Source organism: Stenotrophomonas sp. YJH_SMC_48-3 (assembly GCF_059369375.1).
Genome location: NZ_JCAFSQ010000004.1, coordinates 285,860 through 301,166, shown reverse-complemented (window position 1 = coordinate 301,166; position 15,307 = coordinate 285,860). Strand labels below are relative to the sequence as shown.

Annotated in this window: 15 protein-coding genes; 7 read left to right on the top strand and 8 right to left on the bottom strand. The window is 68.4% G+C overall.

The window, feature by feature from the left end; genetic code table 11:
• Positions 1-78 precede the first annotated feature (78 nt).
• The 4 genes from AC5P65_RS08655 to AC5P65_RS08640 are packed head-to-tail and all read right to left on the bottom strand — an operon-like array spanning position 79 to position 1,986.
• Entirely contained in the window at positions 79-504 is a 426-nt protein-coding gene (locus AC5P65_RS08655) for a DoxX family protein (RefSeq protein ID WP_005417004.1), read from the bottom strand.
• Positions 505-506: 2 nt separating this feature from the next.
• On the bottom strand, positions 507-1,163 hold the full coding sequence (locus tag AC5P65_RS08650; RefSeq protein ID WP_021204298.1) for a hydrolase: 657 nt from the start codon (positions 1,161-1,163) through the stop codon (positions 507-509).
• Positions 1,160-1,603, bottom strand: a complete 444-nt coding sequence (locus AC5P65_RS08645) for a helix-turn-helix transcriptional regulator (protein WP_111098151.1) — start codon at positions 1,601-1,603, stop codon at positions 1,160-1,162. Before AC5P65_RS08645 ends, AC5P65_RS08650 begins: the two co-directional genes overlap by 4 nt.
• Positions 1,604-1,653: 50 nt before the next feature.
• Positions 1,654-1,986, bottom strand: coding sequence for a hypothetical protein (locus tag AC5P65_RS08640; RefSeq protein ID WP_019659977.1), 333 nt, complete (start codon positions 1,984-1,986; stop codon positions 1,654-1,656).
• 97 nt (positions 1,987-2,083) lie between these two features.
• On the opposite strand from AC5P65_RS08640, the gene AC5P65_RS08635 reads away from it, so the two are divergent.
• Positions 2,084-5,113, top strand: coding sequence for a sensor histidine kinase (locus tag AC5P65_RS08635; protein WP_180833037.1), 3,030 nt, complete (start codon positions 2,084-2,086; stop codon positions 5,111-5,113).
• On the top strand, positions 5,106-5,759 hold the full coding sequence (locus tag AC5P65_RS08630) for a response regulator (protein ID WP_019659979.1): 654 nt from the start codon (positions 5,106-5,108) through the stop codon (positions 5,757-5,759). The genes AC5P65_RS08635 and AC5P65_RS08630 overlap by 8 nt, the downstream gene beginning before the upstream one ends.
• A gap of 690 nt (positions 5,760-6,449) precedes the next feature.
• Here AC5P65_RS08630 and AC5P65_RS08625 read toward each other — a convergent pair.
• Entirely contained in the window at positions 6,450-7,643 is a 1,194-nt protein-coding gene (locus AC5P65_RS08625; protein WP_111099204.1) for an MFS transporter, read from the bottom strand.
• Between the two features lie 92 nt (positions 7,644-7,735).
• On the opposite strand from AC5P65_RS08625, the gene AC5P65_RS08620 reads away from it, so the two are divergent.
• A complete protein-coding gene (locus tag AC5P65_RS08620; protein ID WP_111099205.1) occupies positions 7,736-8,665 on the top strand; it encodes a LysR family transcriptional regulator in 930 nt (309 codons plus the stop codon).
• Between the two features lie 114 nt (positions 8,666-8,779).
• Here AC5P65_RS08620 and AC5P65_RS08615 read toward each other — a convergent pair whose 3' ends face one another.
• Positions 8,780-10,237: an amidohydrolase family protein gene (locus AC5P65_RS08615; RefSeq protein ID WP_111099253.1), complete on the bottom strand. Its 1,458-nt coding sequence runs from the start codon at positions 10,235-10,237 to the stop codon at positions 8,780-8,782.
• A gap of 51 nt (positions 10,238-10,288) precedes the next feature.
• The gene (locus AC5P65_RS08610) at positions 10,289-10,990 is read right to left on the bottom strand and encodes an ankyrin repeat domain-containing protein (protein ID WP_111099206.1); all 702 of its coding nucleotides are present in this window, start codon (positions 10,988-10,990) and stop codon (positions 10,289-10,291) included.
• Positions 10,991-11,112: 122 nt separating this feature from the next.
• Here AC5P65_RS08610 and AC5P65_RS08605 point away from each other — a divergent pair, with 122 nt between their 5' ends.
• The 3 genes from AC5P65_RS08605 to AC5P65_RS08595 all read left to right on the top strand — a co-directional run bounded on the left by AC5P65_RS08605 (position 11,113) and on the right by AC5P65_RS08595 (position 13,242).
• Positions 11,113-11,994 carry a LysR substrate-binding domain-containing protein gene (locus tag AC5P65_RS08605; RefSeq protein ID WP_111099207.1) on the top strand — a complete coding sequence of 294 codons (882 nt, stop codon included), beginning with the start codon at positions 11,113-11,115 and terminating at the stop codon, positions 11,992-11,994.
• A gap of 160 nt (positions 11,995-12,154) precedes the next feature.
• Positions 12,155-12,628: a DUF3806 domain-containing protein gene (locus AC5P65_RS08600; protein WP_495215502.1), complete on the top strand. Its 474-nt coding sequence runs from the start codon at positions 12,155-12,157 to the stop codon at positions 12,626-12,628.
• A gap of 176 nt (positions 12,629-12,804) precedes the next feature.
• A complete protein-coding gene (locus AC5P65_RS08595; protein WP_111099209.1) occupies positions 12,805-13,242 on the top strand; it encodes a DUF3806 domain-containing protein in 438 nt (145 codons plus the stop codon).
• A gap of 78 nt (positions 13,243-13,320) precedes the next feature.
• On the opposite strand, the gene AC5P65_RS08590 is transcribed toward AC5P65_RS08595, so the two are convergent.
• A complete protein-coding gene (locus AC5P65_RS08590) occupies positions 13,321-14,481 on the bottom strand; it encodes an amidohydrolase family protein (RefSeq protein ID WP_111099210.1) in 1,161 nt (386 codons plus the stop codon).
• 182 nt (positions 14,482-14,663) lie between these two features.
• Between AC5P65_RS08590 and AC5P65_RS08585 the strand changes: the two genes are divergently transcribed.
• Positions 14,664-15,305 carry a hypothetical protein gene (locus tag AC5P65_RS08585; RefSeq protein WP_111099211.1) on the top strand — a complete coding sequence of 214 codons (642 nt, stop codon included), beginning with the start codon at positions 14,664-14,666 and terminating at the stop codon, positions 15,303-15,305.
• Positions 15,306-15,307: the final 2 nt, after the last annotated feature.

Sequence of the window (15,307 nt, the reverse complement as noted above, 5' to 3'; positions counted from 1 at the left end):
GACCTGCCAAGCCGAGCGCAACAGCGGCACCGCTGGCCAGCACCACGTTGCGGCGGCCGTGATCGAGGGGATCGTGACTCATGCGAATTCTCCCGGAAAGCGTTGGCCGTCCAGCGCCCAGGCGCCGGGGCCGGCCAGCGCGAGGGCCAGCAGCACCGTGGTCCACATCAACGGGTACTCACTGCCGCCGCGCATCCAGAACCAGCCCTTGGGCAGGGCCAACAGCACGGTGAAGCCGATGAAGGCAGCCGCCGCAAGCGCAGCGATGCGAGTCTGCCAGCCCAGCAGCACGGCCAGCCCGGACAACACCTGCAGCAAGGCCAACAGCAATGGCAACGGTGCCACTGCGGGCAGCCCGAAACCGCGCAGCTCGGTGGCGAAGCCGGAAAGCCCCGGCCCCCCGAACCAGCCGAACAGCTTGCCCAGCGCGTGCGGCAGCAGGAAGCCTCCTGCCGCCACGCGCAGCATCAGCAAGGCCAGGTCGAGGCCATGGCCGGCAACCATGCTCAGTGCCCGCCTTCCTGCGCACCGAACATCCGCTTGGCGTACTGGATGCCGATGCCGTAGCCGCCAGCGTGATCGCGCGCAATGCCGGTGGTCAGGTCGTAGGTTTCACCCCGTGCCCAGTCGCGCTGCAGTTCGAGCAGGTACTGCACGCTGGTCATCGGCACCGCGCCGGCCTGCACCATGCGGGTGATCGCACGCTCGTGCGCTTCCTCGCTGACATCGCCACAGGCATCGGTGATCACATACACCTCAAAGCCCTGCGCCAGCGCCGACAGTGCCGGCCCAACGATGCAGACGCTGGTCCACAGGCCGGCAAGAACCAGCCGGCGCTTGCCGATGCGGTTGATCTCATCGATCACCGGCTGGTCTTCCCAGGTGTTCATCGAAGTGCGGTCGAACACCGGCTGGCCCGGGAAGATCTGCGGCAGCTCCGGGAACATCGGGCCAGAGAATGACGTCTCGGCCACCGTGGTCAACACGACCGGCACGTTGAACCCCTTGGCGCCCTTGCTGATCAGCGACACGTTGTTGCGCAGCGCGGAGATGTCGATGGTGTGGGTGGCGAACGCCATCTGCGACTGGAAGTCGATCAGCACCAGGGCGTGGTCGGTCGGCGACAGCAGGGCCGGGGCGGGCGTGGCGGTGGCATGGGTCATGGATGGACTCCGTTGGAAACACGATCAAGGGGAAGCGACAGGGCGGCATCGCCGGCCAGGTACTGGCCGGGGCTGCAGCCGGTCTCCGCGCGGAAGCTGCGGACGAAGTGGCTCTGGTCGAAGAAGCCCAGCTGCTGGGCCAGGCACGCCATCGGCAACCGCGCGCCAGGCAGCAGCTGGCGTGCGCGTTCGATGCGGCGACGGCGCACATAGCGCAGCGGGCTGGCGCCGGTGCCGCTACGGAACAGGCGCACAAGGTGGAAGCGGCTGACGCAGGCGACGGCCGCCAGTTCGGTGACCCGCAGCGGCTGCGACAGATGCTCATCGACATAGCGCAGGGCGCGCTGCAGTGCGGCGGCCTGCTGCGGTGCCAGTGGCGCGGCGGGCAGATCGGGCGGAGTGACGGTGACCATGCGGGGCGCCGCGAGGGGGTGCCCCATGGTGCGTGGCCGTTGCGCGATGCCCTACCCCCGTCGGTCGAGGCCGGCACCTACCCGAATGGGGGAGGCCGACGGCCGAGCAGGCGGCGCCCGAACAGGCACGCATCCAGTGAATAGGCCCCCGGCCCCACAAGCAGCAGCGCCGGCGGCAATGCCACCAGTGGCCAGGGCGCCTGCTGCGCGAACAGGCCCACGGCCGCAGTGAGCGCTGCCAGTGGCGTCAACATACCCAGTGCAAGCATGGCCGCTGCAAGCAGGCACAGCGCCGACCACCCACTGCCCTGAGCATCCGGCGCGCACAGCGCGGCGGTCACGCACAGCCGGAACCACAGCAGGCCGATGCCCGGCCCCCGATCAGGGAACATCACGAACAGGCGCTGCATGGCCAGGTTCCAGGAGGAGATGCCGGCGTGATAGCCGACCGCAGCGGCCACCGCCTACCCCGTTCGGGTCACCCCGGACTGCCCCGCACCTGCCAGAATGCGCGCCATGCGTGGCCGCCCCTTCCCGTTCCTGCGTTGCCTGCCGGCGCTGCTGACGTGCCTGCTGCTGTTGACCGCCCTGCCCGCCCTCGCCGTGCAGCGCCCGCCGGTGAGCGGCGGGCTGCCCGATTACGAACATACGGCCTGGCGTGTCGGCCAGGGCGCCCCAGGCGATATATGGGACATTGCCCAGGACCGTGAGGGCCTGTTGTGGCTGGCTACCGGCTCGGGCCTGTACCGCTTCGATGGCCGTCGCTTCGAACGGCAGGCAGCGCCCGTCGGTAGCCAGTTCCCGTCCACCAACATGGTCACGCTGGCGCATGCCGCCGACGGCGCCCTGTGGATCGGCTACTTCCAGGCCGGCATCAGCCGCTTCGCGCAGGGACGGCTGCACAGCTACGGCCGTGAGCAGGGGGTGCCGGTCGGCGTGGTGCCGCGCTTCAGCCAGGATCGCGATGGCCAACTCTGGGCGGCGATCAATGGCGGGCTGCGCCGCTTTGACGGACACCGCTGGCAGCCACTGCCGGCCGCTGCCGGCCTGCCCGAGCACCGTGTGCAGTGGGTGCTGCACGACAGCCGGGGCAGGTTCTGGGTGCTGGCCGGCCTGAAGATCTGGATGCGCGCGGCGGGCCAGGCCGCGTTCGAGGACACCGGCATCGCGGTCTCGCAGATGGCGACGCTGGCCGAAAGCCCGCAGGGTGAAGTGTGGCTGGCCGACCGGGTGAGAGGCACCTCGCCGCTGGCCAACGCGCAGGGTCTGCTGGCGGCCGGCGAACGTGAGGCGCGGCGGTTGCCGGAACTGGTTGCTGCGCGCCTGCAGTTCACTGCCGATGGCGCGCTGTGGGCCACGATGAGCCCGCACGGCGGCGTCGCCCGCATCACCTTCGACGGCACCCGGGCCGTGCGAATGGAACGCTTCGATTCGCCGCAAGGACTGACTGCCACATCGGCAGTGCCGATCATCGTCGATCGCGAAGGCAATCTCTGGGTCGGCACCAATCTCGGCCTCAACCGCTTCCGCGCACGCAGCGTGCACGCCCTGGTGGTCGGCCCGAGCGATCCCTACCGCTCGCTGGTACGGGCCAGCGATGGGCGCGTGTATGGCTATGGCGAAGACCTCAAGCCCTACGACCTGCGGCGCCCCCTGCTGGATGGCAGCGCCACGCAGCTGCAGGCCGCCGCTCGGCAGGCACCCACGCCGATCTGGCAGTTCGACTGGGTCAACCTCGCGCGCACGGTCGCCGGCCACACCACATTGATCCCGCTGCCGGCGCCGTTCACCGGGCAGCCGCTGCATGCCCTGTTGTTCCCCGATGACGGACAGGCCTGGGTCTGCGCCGGAGAACGCGGGGTGCTGCACTACCAGCATGACCAGTGGCAACGTGAAATCCGCCTGCCAGAGCAGGCCTGCTCATCGCTGGCGCTGGATGCCGATGGCCAGCTGCTGCTCGGCTATGCCGATGGCCGCCTGCGCCGCCTGGGTGCGAATGGCACTGAGAGCTTCGACTCCGGGGACGGCCTGTCGGTAGGGCCGATCACCGCGATGCTGCACCACCGGGACCTTCTGCTGATCGCCGGCGAGGCCGGGCTGGCAGCACGCCTGGGCAATGGCCGTTTCGTTCCGGTGCGCACTGACATGGCCGGCGTACTGGAAGGCATCACCGGCATGGTCACCGATGCACATGGATACCTGTGGCTCAACGGCAGCCGTGGCCTGGTTCGCCTGGAAACCGGCCTGCTGCGCCGCGCCGTGCGCAGCGGCCTGCCGGTCATGCCACGCCTGTTCGACGCAGCTGACGGCATGCCGGGCATTGCCCTGCAGAGCGGACCGATCGCCACCGCAACGCTGGCCGACGACGGCCTGCTGTGGTTGGCCACCAACCAGGGCCTGGCCTGGCTGGACACCACCCGCTCGCACGTCAATACGATGGCTCCCAGCGTGCGCATCGGCGAGGTGCTGTATGGCAGCGAGCACGCGCCGCTACGCGATGGTCTGCGCCTCCCGGCCGGCACCAGCCAGCTGCAGATTGACTACGTGGCGCTGTCGTTGGCACGTCCGGAGCGCAACCGATACCGCTACCGCCTGTCGGGCGTGGATGACGGCTGGCAGGACGCTGGCAGCAGCACACGTGCGTATTACACCAACCTCGCGCCCGGCAGCTACCGGTTCGAGGTTGAAGCCGCCAACGAGGATGGCATCTGGAGCACCGCACCGGCCAGCCGCAGCTTCCGCATCGCTCCCACCTTCATGCAGACCCTGTGGTTCAAGCTGCTATGCACCGCCGCCGTGCTTGCACTGCTGGTGCTGGCCGTACGCATCCGCAGCGGCCAGCTGGCAGCCTTGTTCCGCGCGCGCCTGCAGGAGCGCAACGGCGAACGCGAACGCATCGCGCGCGACCTGCACGACACCCTGCTGCAGGGTAGCCAGGGCCTGATCCTGCGCCTGCACGCGATCAGCCAGTCAGCGCAGACGCCGGAACCGGTGCGCAGCCAGCTTGAGTCAGCGATGCAGCTGGCCGAGCGCAACCTGGCCGAGGGTCGCGAGCGGGTAAATGCGCTGCGCGAGGCGCCGTTCGCGGGCCGCGACCTCGCTTCGGCGCTGGCCGACGTGCACGCCGAATACGCCGGGCATGGCATCAATCCCCTGCGCCTGACCGTGGAAGGCGCGACGCCACCGCTGCAGGCCGACGCGGCCGAAGAGGTGTTCCTGATCGGGCGCGAGGCCATCCGCAATGCGCTGCGTCATGCCAACGCCAGCGCCATCGAAGTGGAACTTTCCTACGGAAAGCGCTGCTTCCTGCTGCACGTGCGCGACGATGGCGTGGGCATCACCCACGAAAATGCCGGCCATGGCCATTGGGGCCTGCAGGGCATGCGTGAGCGCGCCCAGCGCCTCGGCGCGGAACTGCAGCTGTGGACCCGCCCCGGGCTGGGTACCGAAGTCGCGCTGGCAGTTCCGGCCCGGCGGCTGTATCAGCGCCGCCGATCGCGTTGGCATTGGCCCTGGAGTAGAGAAAACCATGACTGAGTCCCCTGCCCCGATCGGCGTGCTGGTGGTCGACGACCACCCGCTGCTGCGTGATGGCCTGGCGGCACTGCTGGGCGCTCATGCCGACCTGCGCCTGCTCGGCGAAGCCGCCGATGGCGAAGAAGCCATCGCACGCTACCAGCAGTTGCAGCCTGACGTCGTGCTGATGGACCTGCAGATGCCCCGCCTGGATGGTGTGGAAGCCATCGTGCGGATCCGCGCGCTGGACCCACGCGCCCGCATCATCGTGCTGACCACCTATCGCGGTGACGTACGTGCGGTGAGGGCACTGCAGGCCGGCGCCAGCGCGTATCTGCTCAAGGACATGCTGCGCCACGAACTGGTCGACACCATCCGCATGGTGGCCGGTGGCCGCCGTGCGCCGATTCCTCCAGCGGTGGCCGCCAGCATCGCCGCGCATGTGATCGAAGACCGCCTGTCACCGCGCGAGACCGAGGTACTGCGGCACGTGGCCGGAGGGCTGTCGAACAAGCGCATCGGCGAGCGCATGCAGATTTCGGAGCAGACGGTGAAGGCGCACATGAAAAGCCTGATGGACAAGCTCGGCGTGGGTGATCGCACCCATGCGGTCACCCAGGCGCTGCGGCGCGGCATCATCAGCCTGGACGACAGCGGGCACGATTAGGGGGGGGGTTCGGCAGGGCCTGCAGCCCTGCACCCGCGGTAGTGCCGGCCGCTGGCCGGCAACCTCAACAGCAAAATCAAAAGCGGGCTCTCCGTGGGATGGCGCGGCGGTGTCGGACTGCGCGGACGCTGCAAGTACGTCCCTGTAAGCTTGGCAGCCGCATCCATGCGGCTGACACCCCGCACTCCGACACCGCCCCACCTCTGACAGATTCCGATGGCGGTTGGTAGGTGTCGACCTTGGTCGACACTTCTGTCAGATATCGAAATCAATCAGGGGTCAGATCCGTTTTCCGAAGGAAAACGGATCTGACCCCAAGAGCCATTCCAACAGACCGCAGGAACCTGTCGAAGGCGGGGTGGGTCCGGTTGCGGGGGCGTGAGCGCCATGGGCCCGAGGCATGCCTCGGGCGGGTTGGGCAGGACGCCCAACCCCGGTCTTGCCGTGTGCGCAGGACAGCGCACACGAGCAAGGCGCGACCGAGCCCCCATGGGTGAGGGCGCTTCGCTTGCGAAGCATTGCTTCGCAAGCGCCCGAACGCCCAGCCGCCAGCGGCTGGGCCGGACTGGGGATTCACGGCGTCCCCCGCAACCGGACCCACCCCGCCTCCCTACAGTAACCCCGCTGTTGCTGTTGCTGTTGCTGTTGCCTCCAGCAGGTGCAGGGCTGCAAGCCCTGCCAAACACCCCCCTACTTCAAACGCAGCAGCAGGCTGCTGCCCGCACACACCACCGCCAACCAGGCCACGCCGTGCCATCCCCATTGCGCCAGCGCCAAGCTGCCCAGCGCACCGCCGGCGGCCATGCCGATGAACATGCCGGTGAACAACAGCGCATTGAGCCGGCTGCGTGCCGGCGGTACCAGGCCGTAGACCAGGGTCTGGTGCGCCACCAGCGCCGACTGGAAGCCGAAGTCGAACAGCAGCGCACTCACCACCAGCAACGGCAGCAGCGCGGCGGCCGGCAACCAGGCTTCGGCCAGCAGCAGGCCGAAGCCCAGCAGCGCCACCGCAATCGCCAGCCGTGCCACCGCATGGCACCCCAGTCGATCAGCAAAACGGCCGGCAAACGGCGCGGCCAGTGCACCGGCCGCACCCGCAATACCAAACGCACCCGCCGCCGCACTACCCAGCCCCAGGCGGGCATGCAGCATCAGCGCCAGGGTCGACCAGAACGCGCTGAATCCCACGGCCAGCAGCGACTGGCTGGCCACCGCACGGCGCAGCTGCGGCTGCTCGCGCCACAACGCCAACAACGAACCCAACAACGCCGGATAGCGCAGCGTGCTGGTCGGCGCGAAGCGCGGCAGCGCACGCGCCATCACCGCGCCCATCGCCGCCACCGATACCGCCGCCAGCACGAACTGCGTGCGCCAACCCCACGCTTCAGCCACCACGCCACTGACCACCCGCGACAGCAGGATGCCGAGCAGCAGGCCGGTCATCACCCGGCCGACGATCTGGCCGCGCTGCGCGTCCGGCGCCAGCACCGCCGCTGCGGGCACGATGTCCTGCGCCAGGGTGGCCGTCAGCCCGACAAGCAGGCTGGCCACCAGCAGGCCCGGCAGCTGCCCGGCCATTGCTGCTGCGCCCAGGGCGAGCGCCAGCAGCGCGGACTTCAACAGGATCAGGTGGCGGCGGTCAAAGCGATCGCCCAGCGGTGCCAGCAGCAGGATGCCCAGTGCGTAGCCGAGCTGGGTCAGGGTTGGCACCAGGCCGGCGGCGCGCTCACCTGCGCCGAGGTCCTGGGCTATCAGGCCCAGCATGGGCTGGCTGTAATACAGCGACGCGACCGAGAAGCCGGCACCGGCCGCCATTGCCAGCACCAACGGGGTGGAAGGTACGGTCGCCGGTGCGGCCGCAACAGACAGCGAGGGGGTAGACATGGGGGAGCCCGGATAGGAAGTGGGCGTATCCTGCCTGTATTCGCCAGACGTCTGTAGTAGGCTCTGGCACATATATTTCATACGCCACATGCATGAATGACCTCGCCACCGGCGCTGATCGCCTGGATCTGCTGCGCACCTTCCTGCGCATCGTCGATGCCGGCAGCCTGTCTGCTGCGGCCCTGCAGCTGGGCACCACCCAGCCGACGGTCAGCCGACGCCTGCAGGCACTGGAGCGACAGCTCGGCCTGCGCCTGCTGCAGCGTTCCACCCACGGCCTGCAACTGACCGAGGACGGCCTGCGCTGCCAGCGTCATGCACAACGCGTGGTCGACGAATGGGAGTCGCTGCAGGCCGAACTGAACGGCGAACCGGAAACGCTGCGCGGACGCCTGCGGGTGATGGTGCCGCATGCCTTTGGCCAGGCGCAGCTGCTTCCGACCATGCTCGCGTTCCTCGCCCAGCACCCACAGCTGAGCCTGGAGTGGATCCTGGAAGATCGTCGTCCGGATTTCATCGCCGAAGGCGTCGACTGCGCGGTGCGTGTGGGACCGGTCGACGAACCGCGCATGGTGGCACTGCCGCTGGCCGAAGTGCCGCGCATCGTCGTGGCAGCGCCCTCGCTGGTGGACGCCACGGCGGTCAGTACGCCGGAACAGGCGCAGGCACTGCCATGGATCTCGCTGGTCACCTACTACCGCGAACGCCTGCTGCTGCATGACGCGCAGGGGCGCGCGCATACCCTTTCGATCAGCCCGCGCCTGCTCAGCGACAACCTGTTCGTGGTGCAGCAGGCTGCACGCGCCGGGTTGGGCGCAGCGGTGGTCTCGGCCTGGCTGGTGGCCGACGACCTCGCCCAAGGGCGTCTGGTGCAGCTGCTGCCGGACTGGCAGGCGCCGGCACTGCCGGTGCATGTCGTGTTTCCTGCCGCGCGCCAGCAGCCGCCGCGGCTGCGCGCCTTCATCGATGCGATGAAGGCCGCACTGCCGCAGCTGCATGGCATGCGGCCGGCACCGCGTTAGGTCATCGGCCGCATCATCCACGCATGGCGTGGATCCACTGCTGATCGCGGGTATGGATGCCCGGACGGCAACCGGTAGATCCACGCCATGCGTGGATTCCGCCCCGCCCCACCCTCAATTGGCCTTCGCCGCCTCGGCATTCCACGCCGCGACCTTGGCCCTGGTGTCGGCCAGCATCCTGTCCAGCGCGGCGCGGTCATACACGTTGCCACGCAGGATGACGCTGTCGATCTTCTCGGTGGCGGCGATGTCCTGCAGCGGGTTGGCGGTCAGCAGCACCAGATCGGCAGCCTTGCCCTGTGCAACGCCACCGTAGCGGTCCATCTGGCCGAACCAGGCCGGGCCGGAACGGGTGGCGGCCGACAGCGCCTGCGGCGCGCTCAGGCCCTCCTTCACGAACAGCTGCAGCTCCTGGTGCAGGGCGATGCCCGGGAAATTGAACGAATTGAGGAAGCCCGCATCGGTACCGGCGATGATCGTCACGCCGGCCTCCTGCAGCATCGGCAGCACCGCGGCCACCTGGTGGTACTGCGCGTGGCGCGCTTCGATCTGCGCCGGCGTCGCCTTCGCCGCGCGGTCCACGCGCCACTGGTAGGTCGCGCGCAGGCCGGGGCCGATGTAGGCCAGGTACGGGTCGTTGGCGTGGTCATCCTGGTCAAGGAAATCGAGGATGCGGCCGCCGTTGAGGGTCGGGGTCACGAACACGCCACGCTTGGCGAAATCACGGTAGGCATGCATCGCGGTGTCACGGTCGAAGCTGGCGTCGAGGCGGCGATTGGCTTCGGCGCGATCGATGCGCCCGGCGCCGAAGTCGGCGGCGATCTGCGCTTCGTCCTTGCTGCCGGCCTTGAATGCGTAGTCCAGATGCTCGATCGAGGCCAGGCCGGCATCGACCGCCTGCTCCACGGTCAGCGCCATTGGAATGTGGCCCGAGGCCTTGAAGCCGGCCTTTCGCGCAGCGCTGGCCGAGTACAGGAACAGTTCCGGCGTCAGCGTGCTGTCGGTGATCTTCACGAAATCGACCTTGTCGTGCTGCAGTCGGGTAATCGCCTTGTCGACGTCGGTCTCGCTGCCCACTTCGATCGTGCCCTTCCACACCGGCTTGATGCCCTCGATCTTCGCGCCGGAACTGAGCAGGCGCGGGCCGAACAGCGTGCCCTTGGCGATCTCGCCACGCCACTGCAGCACCTGCTCGGGCAGATCGCCGGAACAATCACGCACGGTGGTGATGCCGTGCGCGATGTACAGCGGCAGCAGTGCCTTGTTCTCTTCGATCAGCGCCGGGCCACCGCCGAAATGCACGTGCATGTCCCACAGCCCCGGGATCAGGTACTTGCCCTTGGCATCGATCTGGCGGGCCGCGCTCCACTGGCTGCGCAGCTGCGCATCTGGACCGACGGCGACGATGTCCTCGCCGCGGATCACCACGCTCTGCCCGGCCAGGGTGCTGGCGTGCTCGACATCGACCACGGTGGCATTGCGGATCAGCAGGTCGGCGCGCTCGGCGGCAGACGCCGACAGAGGTGCTACCGCAAGGAGGATGGCAAGGGACAACGGACGGGAACGGAACATGGACAGCATCCTGATGGGCACGCCCAGCGTGCGGGTGGAAGGGGTTTGCATTCAGCGGAGCGCGCCGTGCTGGCGCAGCAGGGTCTCAATTCCGGTATAGCCGCGCTGGCGCGCGAGCGTCAGCGGCGTCACGCCATCGCCGTCGGCAAGCTCCGGGTCGGCACCGGCCTCCAGCAGCAGCTGCACGATCTGCACGTGGCGCGCACCGCCATCGCCGAGCAGGATCGCTTCCAGCAGCGCGGTCCAGTGCAGGCGGTTGACATGGTCCACCGCCACGCCCGCGCGCAGCAGCGTACGTACGGTGGCGACGTGGCCACGCTCGGCGGCCGGAATCAGCGCGGTGCCGCCATAGCGGTTGGTGCTGCGCAGATCGGCGCCATGCGCCAGAGTCATCGCCAGGATCTCATCCAGGCCGCGCGCACCGGCGTACAGGTAGGCGCTGTCCTGCATCGCGTCCTTGGCATTGACGTCGGCACCGGCTTCGATCAGCGCACGCGCGGCCTCCACGTTGTTGCCATGCGTGGCCAGCAGCAGCGCGGTGCGGCCCTGGCCATCGCGCGCCTCCAGCGTGGCGCCCTCCTCGATCGCCTGTCGCACCGCATCGGCGTCGCCGCGGCTGGCAGCATCCCGCAGGCGCGCGTCTGCGTCGGCCCGGGACATGGCGGTGCAGGCGGGGGTGACCATGGCCAGCAGGCACAACAGCAGCGCGCGCGCGAAGGGCGCAGGCCAGCCAGCGGAATGATGGACGCGCATGACAGTATCTCCTCGTGTCCGTCGCCACGGAACGCCGTGCGACGGTAGCAACAGCCGCGCATTGCCGGCCCCTGCCCCGCATGGTAGAAGTCGGCCTGGGTATCCAGAAGTGAAATGTTCAAATGCAAGACAGTGCCAAATCGAATAGAACCCTGTTCGAACTGGACCTGCTGCGGGCGCTGGTGATGGTGGCCGACTGCGGCAGCTTCACCACGGCGGCCACGCGCCTGCATTCGACCCAGTCCACGGTCAGCCAGAAGGTGCGGCGGCTGGAGGAACTGGCCGGGCATCGCCTGCTCGAGCGCGGCCATCGCGACGTGCACCCCACCGATGCCGGCCACACCCTGCTCGGCTACGCGCGGCGCATGCTCGACCTGAACGAGGAAATGGCACAGGCGCTGGCCGGCGCGACGGTGGAAACCGCGGTCCGCATCGGCGTACCGGAGGACTTCGTCAACCCGCAGACCACCCGCATGCTGGCCGCCTTCAGCCGCCGCCACCCGCAGGTGAAGCTGGAGATCAGCAGCGGCCTCAGCCGTGACCTGGCGCAGGGCTTCGACCACGGCGAGCTGGACCTGGTGCTGGTCAAGCAGCGCCGCAACAGCCGCCAGGCGGTGCATTGCCGGCGAGAGCCGATGCACTGGATCGACAGCCTGCGCAGCAGCTGCCTGCAGCAGGACCCGCTGCCGCTGGTCACGTTTCCGCCGCGCGGCCTGTACCGCGACGAGATGATCCACGCCGTGGAAGCGCTGGGCCTGCGCTGGCGCATCGCCTTCACCAGCTCATCGCTCAGTGGCATCCAGGGCGCCGTGGCCGATGGCATCGGCATCAGCCTGCTGCCGCGCCGCGCGGTCACGCGCGAGCACCGCATCATCGATGGCGAGCGTGGGCTGCCGGTGGTCGACAACTACGAGATCGGCCTGCTGCATCGTGCCGACGCCGATGATGCGGTGCGGGCACTGGCCAGCGAGCTGTGGCGGCAGGTACAGCGCGAACCGGACTGACCACAGTAGATCCACGCCATGCGTGGATGGAAACGACCCTCCGGCATCGGAAAGGGCGCTCGTGCGCCAGCAAATGCACGCTTGTCGCAAAAGGCCCACCGATGGCGTCCCCGAAGTCTGGACGATAGGGTGGAACGCCCTTCTCCGGATTACCCCGCCTATGACCAGCACGTACCAGGTTACTTTGACTCCTGCTCCGAAGGACGAAGCCGACATGCGGTTCGATCCGCTGCCACCTGCACTCATCGCGCACATGCAGCAGCAGCGTGCACAGGTTGCTGCCCTTGTCGCATCTGCGTTCCCCACCGTGTCTGTTCAATGGCCGCTGCTGCCGAGCACGCTGCAACGCGTAGTCGATGCAGAGCTGATCGATCACGATGATTGTGACGGCTGGGAAGCACTGGGGGTCGCATTCGGTGACTGTCTGGCACAGCGTGTACCGGAACTTGCCTGGACCCAAGTAACGGATGCCTGGGGCGTCGATGCGGTTCTCCGCTATGGAGAGGCCAACAGCATCGTCAGCGCCGTCACCGTGTTGATCAAGCGCGTCGAAGAAGGCCAGGTCATCGAGATCAATCATCTGCTTGAAGCCCTCGAGGAGCTCATCATCCAGCAGGCGCTCAAGCCCAGCTGAGCCCATGAGCGAACAATTAAGCCGCGCAGAATGACGTATACGGACCTTGATGCTGCACCTGCGGGAGCAATCAGAGTTCGCGCATTGATCATCGATATCTGATCAGACCTGCCACGCCAAGGCACTACATCGCCGGCTACAGTGACTCTTGTTTCCGTGCTCCACGGCGCCTTGCCATGTCCGACGAAATTCCCACCCGTTTCGATCCCCTGCCTGCTGCACTGCAGACGCATCTGCAGCACCAGCGCTCGCTGATCGCCGCGCGCGTGGCCGCCAGCTTCCCGACGTTGCCGGTGCAATGGCCGCTGGCCCCCAGCACATTGCAGCGCGTGGTCGATGCCGAGCTGATCGACCGCGCCGACTGCGATGGCTGGGAAGCACTGGGCGTGGCATTCGGTGACACTCTGGCACAGCGTGTGCCGGGCCTGGCCTGGATGCAGGTGACCGATGCCTGGGGCATCGACGCGGTGCTGCGCTATGCCGACAGCAGCCTGCAGATCGGCGCCAGCACCCTGCTGCTCAAGCGCGTGGAGCAGGGCGAGATCATCGACATCGCCCACCTGCTTGCGTGGCTGGAAGAGTTCGTCGCTACCCGCGCCGACGATTACGCCTGACGGCATATCGGGGTAGATCCACGCCATGCGTGGATGAATGAGACCGCGCGATGGTGCCGTCCACGCCATGACGCGGATCTACAGCCAGCGGCCGTCGACCACCACCCTGCGCTCCACCGGCACCCCGGCCACGGCGGCCGGGCCGTGGTCGGCACGCACGGCCACGAAGGTCGCCGGCCGGCCTTCGGCAATACCATGCTGCGGCAGGCCGATCACCTGCGCGGCATGGGTGGTGACCAAGTCCAGCGCCAGCATCAGGTCGGCATCGGTGTAGAAGCCGGAACGGTAGCCCAGCAACATCGCCCGCTGCAGCAGGTCGCCGTTGCCATACGGCCACCAGCAGTCGCGGATGTTGTCGTTGCCTGCGAACACGCGCACACCGGCATCATGCAGCGCGCGCAGCGGCGGGAACGGATGATCGCCCGGCGCATTGCTCATGATCGCCACACCCGCCGTGGCCAGTGCTTCGCCCACCTGCAGCGCGCGCGCCAGCGGCACGTCGCCCAGCGAATAGGCATGGCTTACCGCAACCCGCCCCTGCAGGCCTGCAGCCCGCGTCCGCGCCGCGATGCGCAGCAGCTGGGCCAGGCCGGTTTCGCCGGGCTCGTGCAGATGGATGTCCAGCTGCACGCCGTAGCGCTCGGCCAGGCCGAACAGCAGCGCCAATTGGCCTTCGGCATCACCATCGAGCGTGGTCGGGTCGATGCCGCCGAGCACCTCCACGCCCGCGGCAAGCGCCTGCTCCAGTACGGCGGCGGTGCCGGGACAGGAGATCACCCCGGCCTGCGGAAACGCCACCAGCTGGATCCGCATGATGTCGGCGCAGCGCAGCGCCGCCTCGCGCACTGCTTCGAGATGGCCGAGACCGGTGCTGGCGTCGATATCGACATGGCAGCGCATCGCCACCGTACCGAAAGCACTGCATTGGCGGATCAGCGCCTCGGCACGGTCCACCATCGATGCCGCACCCGCCACCGCCGCCTTCTCCACCGCCAGCCGCTCGCGCAGGCTGTTCACCGGCTGGTGCGGGTGCCAACGGTCGCCGACGAAGCTCTTGTCGAGGTGAATGTGGCCGTCGACCAGCCCGGGCAGCACCGCGAAGCCCTGCAGGTCGACGCATTCCGCTCCGTCATCCGGCGCGGTCTCGCCATTGAGCCCGCTGATGCGGCCATCACGGATATGGAAATGCAGTGGCGCACCGTCGCGGTCGACACCGCCATGGACGAACTGGAGGGTCATCGGGAACTCCCGGAATGCCAAGAATGGCGCCATCGTGCGCCTCGCCGCAGCCATCGGCCAACGAAATATCTGGATGGCACGCATTCATCAGAGCGATGACTGCCCTGCGACAACCGGTCGCAGCCACGCCGTGCACACCCCTGAACGGGTAACATGGGCGCCTGTTTCCGCTGTGATGCCGCATGGGCCCGTCCGACCGCCACGATCGTCTCCGCCGCTGGCAGGCCGCGTCCCTGCTTGCCGCCGCCCCGATCGCCAGCCTGTCCGCCACTGATGCGGCGGCCGCTGCGCCGCTGCAGTCGCCGCCGGGCCAGCAGCGCATTGCCCCGGCTGCACTGGTCGAGCGCCTGCACCAGCGCGTGCTGTCCGGACAGAGCGCCACTGCCACGCTGGAACACTGGTGTGCCGAACATGGCCTGGCCGAACAGGCGCGGGTCCGCGCGGTGCGTGTGCACGGCCAGGACAAGCCTGCCCCCGCCGATGTGCTGCAGGCGCTGGGTGTGAAGCCGGGTGCCGACCTGCGCTATCGCCGCGTGCAGCTGGTCTGCGGCAGCCGCGTGCTGTCCGAGGCCGACAACTGGTACCTGCCCGGCCATCTCAGCCCGGCCATGAACCAGGTGCTGGACAGCACCGACGAACCCTTCGGTCGCGTGGTCGGCCCGCTCGGTTTCCAGCGCCAGACCTTGGCCGACCAGACGTTCTGGCCGCCGCGGGGCGAAGGCGACCGCGGCGTGATCCTGGAGGTGCGTGCCCTGTTGCGCGACCGCCAGCAGCAGCCTTTCAGCTACGTCATCGAGTCGTACCTGCAGCAGGCACTGCCCTAGGC

Coding starts and splice junctions, on each gene's coding strand:
- AC5P65_RS08655 (WP_005417004.1), bottom strand. CDS start 504: ATGGTTGCCGGCCATGGCCTCGACCTGGCCTTGCTGATGCTGCGCGTG.
- AC5P65_RS08650 (WP_021204298.1), bottom strand. CDS start 1,163: ATGACCCATGCCACCGCCACGCCCGCCCCGGCCCTGCTGTCGCCGACC.
- AC5P65_RS08645 (WP_111098151.1), bottom strand. CDS start 1,603: ATGGGGCACCCCCTCGCGGCGCCCCGCATGGTCACCGTCACTCCGCCC.
- AC5P65_RS08640 (WP_019659977.1), bottom strand. CDS start 1,986: ATGCAGCGCCTGTTCGTGATGTTCCCTGATCGGGGGCCGGGCATCGGC.
- AC5P65_RS08635 (WP_180833037.1), top strand. CDS start 2,084: ATGCGCGCCATGCGTGGCCGCCCCTTCCCGTTCCTGCGTTGCCTGCCG.
- AC5P65_RS08630 (WP_019659979.1), top strand. CDS start 5,106: ATGACTGAGTCCCCTGCCCCGATCGGCGTGCTGGTGGTCGACGACCAC.
- AC5P65_RS08625 (WP_111099204.1), bottom strand. CDS start 7,643: ATGTCTACCCCCTCGCTGTCTGTTGCGGCCGCACCGGCGACCGTACCT.
- AC5P65_RS08620 (WP_111099205.1), top strand. CDS start 7,736: ATGAATGACCTCGCCACCGGCGCTGATCGCCTGGATCTGCTGCGCACC.
- AC5P65_RS08615 (WP_111099253.1), bottom strand. CDS start 10,237: ATGTTCCGTTCCCGTCCGTTGTCCCTTGCCATCCTCCTTGCGGTAGCA.
- AC5P65_RS08610 (WP_111099206.1), bottom strand. CDS start 10,990: ATGCGCGTCCATCATTCCGCTGGCTGGCCTGCGCCCTTCGCGCGCGCG.
- AC5P65_RS08605 (WP_111099207.1), top strand. CDS start 11,113: ATGCAAGACAGTGCCAAATCGAATAGAACCCTGTTCGAACTGGACCTG.
- AC5P65_RS08600 (WP_495215502.1), top strand. CDS start 12,155: ATGACCAGCACGTACCAGGTTACTTTGACTCCTGCTCCGAAGGACGAA.
- AC5P65_RS08595 (WP_111099209.1), top strand. CDS start 12,805: ATGTCCGACGAAATTCCCACCCGTTTCGATCCCCTGCCTGCTGCACTG.
- AC5P65_RS08590 (WP_111099210.1), bottom strand. CDS start 14,481: ATGACCCTCCAGTTCGTCCATGGCGGTGTCGACCGCGACGGTGCGCCA.
- AC5P65_RS08585 (WP_111099211.1), top strand. CDS start 14,664: ATGGGCCCGTCCGACCGCCACGATCGTCTCCGCCGCTGGCAGGCCGCG.